Genomic DNA, 9,225 nt, shown 5'->3' on the forward strand with positions numbered 1-9,225 from the left:
TTAATTTTGATTAGCTAAGGAGTAAACAATATGCGTCAGTCAACAAAAATGGCTTTCTTTGGCATCCTGTCACTGGTTATGGCTCAGGCTGTGCAGGCGGGTGAGCAGCATCAGGGGATGGTAATGTCTCCTACCGAATCGAACGCGGCACAGCAGGTCATCAGCGCCAGTGGTGTAGTGAAGGAGGTTGACCTTAAGAGTAAAAAAATCACTATTGCCCACGAAGCAATTCCTGCGATTGGCTGGCCAGCCATGACCATGCGTTTTACCTTTACGACAGAGAATGACAGCATCACCGCATTAAAAGCAGGCAGTAAGGTGAATTTTTCGTTTATCCAGCAGGGCAATATTTCCATGCTTCAGGATATTAAAATAAGCCAGCCATAATGTAGTTTCTTATATTTTCACCTGTCATGACAGGCTGTTGTGATGGGTGCGGTACTTTCTATATTCGGGTGGTCACACCTTTTTAGCAGGAGCATTCATGGCTTCTTTAAAATTAAAATACGCTGCAACAATTATCAGTAGTCTTATCATTGGGGCAGTAGTCTCAATTTCGGTTTATCCATTTTTTAACTCTGCAGATTACGCCGGATCTCAGCAGTCAGAACGCAAAGTGCTGTTCTGGTATGACCCGATGAAGCCCGATACAAAATTTGATAAACCCGGAAAGTCGCCGTTTATGGATATGGACCTGGTTCCTAAGTATGCAGATGAGGGGGATGCGCAGAACAGCAACGGTATTCGGATCGATCCCACTCTGGTGCAAAACCTTGGGATGAGGACGGAGAAGGTCAGTAAAGGGCATTTGCAGTACTCACAGACTATCCCAGCCAATATTAGTTTTAACGATTATCAGTTCGTCATCGTGCAGGCGCGCTCTGATGGTTTTGTGGAAAAGGTATACCCACTCACCACAGGCGATAAAGTTAAGAAGGGAACCCCACTGATTGATATCACCATTCCCGAGTGGGTAGAGGCACAGAGCGAATATCTGTTGCTGTCGGGTACCGGAGGAACTCCTGCGCAAGTGAAGGGTATTCTGGAACGTCTCCGCCTTGCCGGTATGCCGGAAGAAGACATTCAGCGACTACGGCGTTCGCGCACGATCCAGACCCGATTTACCATTAAGGCACCGATTAGCGGTGTTATAACCGCATTTGACCTGCGGACCGGGATGAATATTTCTAAAGATAAAGTGGTTGCTCAGATCCAGGGGATGGATCCTGTGTGGGTCAGCGCCGCTGTGCCGGAATCTATAGCCTGGCTGCTGAAAGAGACCTCCCGGTTCACCCTCTCTGTTCCGGCTTATCCGCATAAAGCTTTTAACATTGAAAAATGGAGCATTTTACCGAGTATCGACCAGACAACCCGGACACTTCAGGTTCGCCTGCGGGTGGCAAATCCGGATGAATTGCTTAAACCCGGCATGAATGCATATCTGAAATTTAAAACACAAAGTCCGGAAATGTTACTCATTCCTTCTCAGGCCGTTATTGATACGGGCAATGAACAGCATGTTATTACCGTTGATAGTGAAGGAAAATTCATTCCGAAGAGCATCAAGGTATTGCATGAATCACAGCGCCATACAGGCATCGCCAGTGGACTGAATGAAGGTGAATCAGTTGTTGTCAATGGACTCTTCTTGATTGACTCTGAAGCAAACATCTCTGGTGCGCTGGAGCGAATGCATCAGGCAGACAAGCCTGAACCGATGGTTTCAGGAATGGCGATGCCATCAGCAAACCCACATACCGGTCACTGAGGATAACGCAATGATTGAATGGATTATCCGACGTTCGGTAGCCAACCGATTTCTGGTGATGATGGCCGTTTTGTTCCTTAGCATCTGGGGAACATGGACTATCGTTAATACCCCCGTGGATGCCTTGCCAGATCTCTCTGATGTCCAGGTTATTATTAAGACCAGCTACCCGGGACAGGCTCCACAAATTGTCGAAAATCAGGTGACTTACCCACTGACGACCACCATGCTTTCCGTACCCGGAACTAAGACCGTCCGCGGATTCTCTCAGTTTGGTGACTCGTATGTTTATGTGATTTTTGAGGATGGCACCGATCAGTACTGGGCGCGTTCACGAGTGATGGAATATCTTAACCAGGCTCAGGGGAAACTCCCGACAGGGGTGACCTCTGAAATCGGTCCGGATGCCACCGGGGTGGGCTGGATTTTTGAATATGCGCTTGTAGACAAAAGCGGTAAACACAATTTAGCCGAACTACGTTCCCTTCAGGACTGGTTCTTAAAATATGAGCTGAAAACCGTTCCCAATGTCTCAGAAGTGGCTTCCATTGGCGGTATGGTCAGAGAGTATCAGATCCAGCTCGACCCGATAAAACTGTCGCAATATGGCATAACACTGTCGCAGGTAAAAAGCGCGCTGAACGCTTCTAATCAGGAAGCGGGGGGATCATCCGTTGAACGGGCCGAAACCGAGTATATGGTACGCGCAACGGGGTATCTGCAGTCCATTAACGATTTTAATTATATCGCACTCAGTGCGGGTGCTAATGGAATTCCCGTTTATTTAAAAGACGTGGCCCGCATACAGATTGGGCCTGAAATGCGTCGTGGCATTGCAGAACTCAACGGTGAAGGTGAAGTTGCCGGTGGGGTCATTATCCTGCGCTCCGGGAAAAATGCCCGTGAAGTGATATCTGCGGTGAAGGATAAACTGGAAACACTGAAACAGAGCCTTCCGGAAGGTGTTGAGGTGGTAACGGCCTACGACCGCAGCCAGCTGATTGACCGGTCGATTGATAATCTCAGTCATAAACTACTGGAAGAGTTTATTGTGGTTGCCGTGGTCTGTGCGCTGTTCCTCTGGCATCTGCGTTCGGCTCTGGTGGCGATTATTTCGTTACCGCTGGGGTTGTGTATTGCTTTTATCGTGATGCATTTCCAGGGGATGAATGCCAATATCATGTCGTTAGGTGGAATCGCTATAGCGGTCGGCGCAATGGTGGATGCCGCCGTCGTGATGATTGAAAACGCCCATAAGCGACTGGAGGAATGGGATCATAATCACCCTGATGAAAAAATTGATAACGCAACACGCTGGAGAGTCATTACCGATGCGTCGGTTGAGGTAGGCCCCGCACTGTTTATTAGTTTGTTGATCATTACCCTGTCGTTTATCCCTATTTTCACCCTTGAAGGACAGGAAGGTCGCCTGTTTGGCCCTCTTGCATTCACTAAAACCTACTCAATGGCAGGTGCTGCGGTACTGGCGATTGTCGTCATTCCCATCCTGATGGGATTCTGGATCCGGGGAAAGATCCCCGCAGAGACGAGTAATCCCCTTAATCGATCCTTAATCAAACTGTACCACCCCTTGCTGCTCCACGTTCTCCGCTGGCCAAAGTTGACGCTGGTGATTGCTTTATTGTCGATACTGACGATTGCATGGCCGCTCAGCAAAGTCGGTGGCGAGTTTCTCCCTCAGATCAATGAAGGTGACTTACTCTATATGCCATCAACCCTTCCGGGTATCTCCCCGGCTCAGGCCCGGACGCTACTACAAACGACGGATAAACTCATCAAAACGGTGCCTGAAGTGGCTTCTGTGTTTGGTAAGTCAGGGAAAGCGGACACTGCAACAGATTCCGCGCCAATGGAAATGCTTGAAACAACCATTCAACTGAAACCAGAAGATCAGTGGCGACCGGGAATGACGATTGACAAAATCATCGAAGAACTGGACAAAACCGTTCGTTTGCCGGGACTGGCGAATCTCTGGGTTCCACCTATTCGTAATCGTATCGATATGCTGTCTACAGGCATCAAGAGTCCGATAGGTATCAAAGTTTCAGGTACCGTACTGACTGACCTTGATCAAACAGCTCAACAAATTGAGGGGATTGCGAGAACCGTTCCCGGCGTCACGTCGGCACTGGCGGAACGACTGGAAGGTGGGCGTTACGTTACCGTCGATATAAATCGGGAAAAAGCAGCCCGCTACGGGATGACTATTGATGACGTACAGCTATTTGTCATATCGGCCATTGGTGGGGCGAAAGCGGGTGAAGTTGTGGAAGGCGTGGCCAGATATCCTATCAACATCCGCTATCCACAAGAGTACCGTGATGGGCCTGAAGCACTGCGTCAATTGCCAATTCTCACACCAATGAAACAACAAATTACTCTGGGTGATGTGGCTGATGTGAAAGTGGTTTCCGGGCCAAGTATGCTAAAAACAGAAAATGCCCGCCCAACTAACTGGATCTACATTGATGCCCGAGGCCGCGACATGGTCTCTGTGGTGAATGACCTTAAGGTGGCCATTAGTGAGAACATAAAGCTAAAACCAGGTACCAGCGTGGCATTCTCCGGACAATTTGAACTGCTGGAGAATGCTAATAAAAAGCTGAAGTTGATGGTTCCGATGACGATAATGATTATCTTCATTCTGCTGTATCTGGCGTTTCGACGCGTTGATGAAGCATTGTTGATTTTAATGAGCTTACCCTTTGCTCTGGTAGGAGGGATTTGGTTCCTTTACTGGCAAGGTTTCCACATGTCAGTCGCTACCGGAACAGGATTTATTGCGCTGGCTGGCGTTGCTGCTGAATTTGGCGTGGTGATGCTGATGTACCTACGTCATGCAATAGAGGCTGAACCAGCACTTTCTGGTGCGGATACCTTTAGCGAAGAAGGTCTTGATGATGCTCTCTATCATGGCGCGGTATTACGCGTGCGGCCAAAAGCAATGACAGTGGCAGTCATTATTGCCGGGCTGTTGCCTATCTTATGGGGAACAGGGGCGGGTTCAGAAGTAATGAGCCGCATTGCAGCACCGATGATTGGTGGGATGATCACCGCACCGCTATTGTCACTTTTCATCATTCCAGCGGCTTACAAGTTGATCTGGCTGAGAAGACATCGGGTAACTACGCATTAATTTCGTATTGGTGAGAAGGGATCATTCAGTTCTTTATTAAGCGATCTCAGCTCTTGATAATACGCATTAAAACCACAGGAACATTGGCGTTAGTCAGTGTTCCTTTTTTAAATTTAAGCAAGTAAAAACAGCAGGTTATTTTACTAGCGTACGTTTTCGCTCCGTTGGGCCTCAAACCCCGTCAACTACACTTATTTAATGAATTGACTAGGGTGTGTTGACGTTTTGTGAGGAGTTATTGTACAGAGGGTGAGAGCATGATGATGGGGTATAATCGTTTTCACCAAAAAATAACCAAGCCTCACCACCATGCCGCGAACTATGTTAACAGATACACAATGGAATAAGCTATCTGCATGAATGAAACTCTCTGGATTTATTTACCAAAAAGCGGAGCATCGCCTGACGCTTGAAGGCATTCTTTATCGCATGAGAACCGGGACTCCGTGGCGTGACCTTCCTTCGGAATTCGGGAAATGGAATAGCGTCTTTCAGCGCTTTAATGTCGGGTCAAAGAAGGGGGGGTTACAGCTCATTTTCAAAGGGTTATCTGGGATCGCTGATACGGAGTGGTTATTTATTGATGGCAGTATTGTCCGCGCCCATCCGCATAGCGCGGGCGCGGCTTCGGGGGAGGATGAATCGATCGGTAAAAGCCGAGGAGGACGTTCAACCAAAATTCATTTGGCCGTGGACAGTAACGGTTTACCCGTCCATTTTGAACTTTCTGATGGACAAGTACATGATATCGTTCATGCGGAAAGCCTTGTGGCACAGTCCCCCTCATCAGATTTTGTGATTGCTGACAAGGGATACGATAGTCAAGGTTTCAGAAATGCTATCGAGCAACAAGGAGCGATCCCGGTGATCCCCTATCGAAAAAATAGCTGAAAATCGGATAAGAATATCGATAAATGTTTATATCGTTATCGACATTTGGTGGAAAATGCTTTTGCCAGAATTAAATATTTACGATCAATAACAACAAGATACGATAAATTGGAACGCAATTATGCCAGTCAGATAGCACTGGCTTTTATAATCATATGGCTGCCAATGTGGGTGGTATGAATGATGAACGCAAAACATCAACACGCCCTAGAGTATATAAATAATTCTGGTATATCCTATCCTGTGGTGTATCACAAGTGTGCAATTATCATAGATAAAGCAAAGCATTTTTTAACTTTAGTTGGCTTTTGGTTAGGAAAAAAGATAGGAGAATTGAATGTGGATTAAGTCATTGTTCAATATATTGATAATAATAATTTTATTTATTATCAGTAACGTAGGGTTCATTTCTCTTGATTTAACTATCAAAGAAATAATAACTCTATGGTCAAGCAAGGAATACACCTCCGCTGAGCTATCTTTTCTTATTTGTACCACTGATTATGTAATGCTGACTAATAACTTATTGTTTTTTTTCTGTACCACAGTATTCTTTTTTCGAAATAAATTAAAACGTAGTTCACGAATGATTTTTTTGTTTTTTCAATTGACTTATTGAATAACTTAATTACATTTATTTATGTTATTAACTTCTCAACCCTTTTTCAATTCATTAAAAATCGCGGTCTAAGTTGGATATTAATATTATTCCCTGACTCAATGATTATTATTTATTCTCTTGCAAGGAAAAGCAAAAATGAACAATAGAAATATAATTAGAAAATCAAGAATATTGAATAAACTTGATAAACATACGTTGAATATATATGACACTACCTGCCGATGGTTACCTAAGGGTATTTTTTATGGGTAGAAACGAAGGGTACAGGCCATACATTCATTTCTTTTCATACTGAAAAAGGAATAAATGTGTTTACCTATGGCCGTTATTCAGATACTGGCCCATTAGGAATCACTGGTGACGGCGTTTTAATTTGGTTGCAAGATAATGAAGCAATTGAATATATGTTTACCGAACTTTATAGAATGGAAGCTCAAGTTTATAACATCAGAGATGCCGATATTTTCGCAATAATGGGGTATTTTAAAGCCTATGGCACACGGGTAAAAAAATAGGCGGTACTTCCGTATCTGAGTCTACCCAAAAATTTGGGAAAATCATTGATGTTTATGATGTAACTGGAGTTAACTGTACAACACACTCTGCCAAAGCGCTTAATTACGCAGGTAGCTCGGTCTTTAAAAGACAGAATATATTTTCTGTAAATTATACCGAGGATTTTACCATCCCATATTCATTAAGAATATATATGAATGATATTGATACGCTTAAGAAAAGTATGATTATCACTGATGTTACCTGGAGTTTTAGGCAGTAAATGAGGAACACTAAAGGATTAGTTCCTTTAGATGGTGCGGGGAAAGTACAAGGAGCACTTGGTGTTGGTGCTAAATCTTCAGGCACGCTAGGCACTCAAAGTAGTGGATACGGCGGAGCAACTTTTGGCGGTTCGTCCAGTTGGAATTATTCTCCGAAAGAAGAATAGTCACAAATAATAATGAGGCAATTATCAACTGAATGAATAGCATCTAAATAGGCTTTTTTATTATTTCAGAACATATTTATGAAATAAATATGTTCTGGTTATAGAAATTTATTCAATAATAGCACACTAACCATCATATATACTGACTCATATTCTAACTAACATATTGACAATTACAACATGATAAAATCTTATACTTAACCTGCTATACACATTACTGTTTGTAAGGAAAATAGCAGGTAAAAACTAGGAAAACATCACAAAGATAAACAATATTGCTTATGAATTAACTTTTATGGCTTGGTAGTAAGTTGATCATAACCAAGTAAGGTTGCTGGGCTAAGTGATTCGAACTGCCATCTAGGTAATCGGTTGTCATGTGTTTTATATGATTCCATTCGTCAGGGCAAGAGCATGAATGTTCATTTCTTGCCCAACACCTGAAAACCGGCAATTAAAACCTTGTCCAAATATTCACTGTTCATATTGGCCATGTTTGTTTTACGTCTGATGCTGGCTTTTACACTGATTTCTGCTCGCAGCATATTCAGTGGAAAATGTCGCATACCCGCTAATATTTCGGCCGCGTTGCCGCGACGAATAGCACACGCATCTTCATTCATTGACACATCAAGGACCCAATGGACGCGATTTTCGATGCCCCAATGTCCACGCACCGCCGCCTTAAAACGGTCTGATTCAAGTTCCGCAGAGCTGATATAATAATGATATTCCAGTGATTCTTTTTTTCTCGCTTTATCAAGGCGATATCGTATTGCCACGCCAAGACTTTTTAAGCCTTTCCATTCCGGAAATTGCGAGGCAAACTCTCCCGCTGGTAAGACATGATATTCACGTAATTCAATTCGACCATGTCCTTGTTCTATACTGACATTTTCTGACTGGCTGACGGCAGTGACTTGGGCTGACAGGGCTTGTTTAACCGCGCGATGTAATGTTGCCTGATTTTCTTTTACGGCCAGCAGATAATCACTGCTCTGGGCGATAATTTTTTTGGCAATTTTGGTCTGGCATCCCATCGCATCAAGGGTGACCAAACAGCCATTGATGTCCAGTAGATCAATTAATTTAGGGGTTGCTATGATTTAATTAGATTTTTTTTCGGTTTTTAGCTGTCCCATGACAACGTCATTGGCCGTAGCAAATGCGCTCACCATATGAATAGCCGATAACCGTTTATGCCAATGCCCAGTTCCCCGTAATGCCTTGCCATCAATCGCGATGATTTCACCGTCGGTACGTTCGCTTACCGCCTGAATCCAGTGAATAAAACAGTGTTGGAACTGGACAGGATCAAGGCGGGAAATGATACGCGCTATTGCATCGTGGACGGGTAAGTCGGTTTGAAAAAATCCCTTTTCCTGAAGCCAGTTGCTGCGCATGTTTCCGAAGTCTTCGATATCTTCCCAGCCTTCAGCGCCCGTCAAAATGGCACACATTTTCAGAAAAAGCACATCAAACAAGGGATAGCTGATTTTGGCAGACTGGCGAGGATCTTTGATTTCACCGAAATGCTGAGAAAAGGCATCGAATTCCATGAGGGGGCTCCCGAAAAAAGGAGTATAAGATCACAACTTAATTCGTGGGTCAAATGGATTACTTTTGATTAAATAACGTTCGTGATCTCACCCTGCTATGGCAATCGCTTCATGAGACAGTGACTCGGAATCATTGTTGTCAATTTATGTGGCAATGACTTAATCATGTCGATGCCTTTTTGCGATCGTTTTCATCGTACTCAAAACCAGGAATACAAAAAATGAGTGGAGCACTATTATGAAATAATGAAATGGACACCTCCCCTAAACGGCTTCAGTGAG

General features: G+C 44.2%; 6 protein-coding genes and 3 pseudogenes. 8 read left to right on the plus strand and 1 reads right to left on the minus strand.

Going from position 1 to position 9,225, the window contains the following annotated elements; all coding sequences use genetic code 11:
- Positions 1-30 precede the first annotated feature (30 nt).
- From cusF to H8A87_RS02585, 7 genes and pseudogenes are all read left to right on the plus strand, one after another.
- Entirely contained in the window at positions 31-387 is a 357-nt protein-coding gene (gene cusF, locus H8A87_RS02555; RefSeq protein ID WP_198688441.1) for a cation efflux system protein CusF, read from the plus strand.
- Between the two features lie 97 nt (positions 388-484).
- On the plus strand, positions 485-1,768 hold the full coding sequence (locus H8A87_RS02560) for an efflux RND transporter periplasmic adaptor subunit (protein ID WP_198688442.1): 1,284 nt from the start codon (positions 485-487) through the stop codon (positions 1,766-1,768).
- A 10-nt stretch (positions 1,769-1,778) separates the two neighbouring features.
- Positions 1,779-4,925 (plus strand): CusA/CzcA family heavy metal efflux RND transporter, encoded by a 3,147-nt coding sequence (locus H8A87_RS02565; RefSeq protein ID WP_198688443.1) that lies wholly within the window; start codon positions 1,779-1,781, stop codon positions 4,923-4,925.
- Between the two features lie 360 nt (positions 4,926-5,285).
- A pseudogene (locus tag H8A87_RS02570) lies at positions 5,286-5,996 on the plus strand (IS5 family transposase).
- Entirely contained in the window at positions 5,997-6,164 is a 168-nt protein-coding gene (locus H8A87_RS02575; protein ID WP_198688444.1) for a hypothetical protein, read from the plus strand.
- Positions 6,165-6,746: 582 nt separating this feature from the next.
- Positions 6,747-6,953 carry a hypothetical protein gene (locus H8A87_RS02580; RefSeq protein WP_198688445.1) on the plus strand — a complete coding sequence of 69 codons (207 nt, stop codon included), beginning with the start codon at positions 6,747-6,749 and terminating at the stop codon, positions 6,951-6,953.
- Between the two features lie 263 nt (positions 6,954-7,216).
- Positions 7,217-7,384 carry a hypothetical protein gene (locus H8A87_RS02585; protein WP_198688446.1) on the plus strand — a complete coding sequence of 56 codons (168 nt, stop codon included), beginning with the start codon at positions 7,217-7,219 and terminating at the stop codon, positions 7,382-7,384.
- Positions 7,385-7,806: 422 nt separating this feature from the next.
- On the opposite strand, the pseudogene H8A87_RS02590 reads toward H8A87_RS02585, so the two are convergent.
- A pseudogene (locus tag H8A87_RS02590) lies at positions 7,807-8,943 on the minus strand (ISAs1 family transposase).
- Between the two features lie 95 nt (positions 8,944-9,038).
- Here H8A87_RS02590 and H8A87_RS02595 point away from each other — a divergent pair.
- Positions 9,039-9,185: pseudogene (locus H8A87_RS02595) on the plus strand (IS630 family transposase); the annotation flags it as partial.
- Positions 9,186-9,225 lie beyond the last annotated feature (40 nt).

This window comes from Xenorhabdus lircayensis, from assembly GCF_016306625.1.
GTDB classification, from domain to species: domain Bacteria; phylum Pseudomonadota; class Gammaproteobacteria; order Enterobacterales; family Enterobacteriaceae; genus Xenorhabdus; species Xenorhabdus lircayensis.

Excerpts from the sequence above, each read along its gene's own strand:
- H8A87_RS02585 (WP_198688446.1), top strand. The coding sequence starts at position 7,217 with ATGAGGAACACTAAAGGATTAGTTCCTTTAGATGGTGCGGGGAAAGTA.
- H8A87_RS02575 (WP_198688444.1), top strand. The coding sequence starts at position 5,997 with ATGATGAACGCAAAACATCAACACGCCCTAGAGTATATAAATAATTCT.
- H8A87_RS02560 (WP_198688442.1), top strand. The coding sequence starts at position 485 with ATGGCTTCTTTAAAATTAAAATACGCTGCAACAATTATCAGTAGTCTT.
- H8A87_RS02565 (WP_198688443.1), top strand. The coding sequence starts at position 1,779 with ATGATTGAATGGATTATCCGACGTTCGGTAGCCAACCGATTTCTGGTG.
- cusF (WP_198688441.1), top strand. The coding sequence starts at position 31 with ATGCGTCAGTCAACAAAAATGGCTTTCTTTGGCATCCTGTCACTGGTT.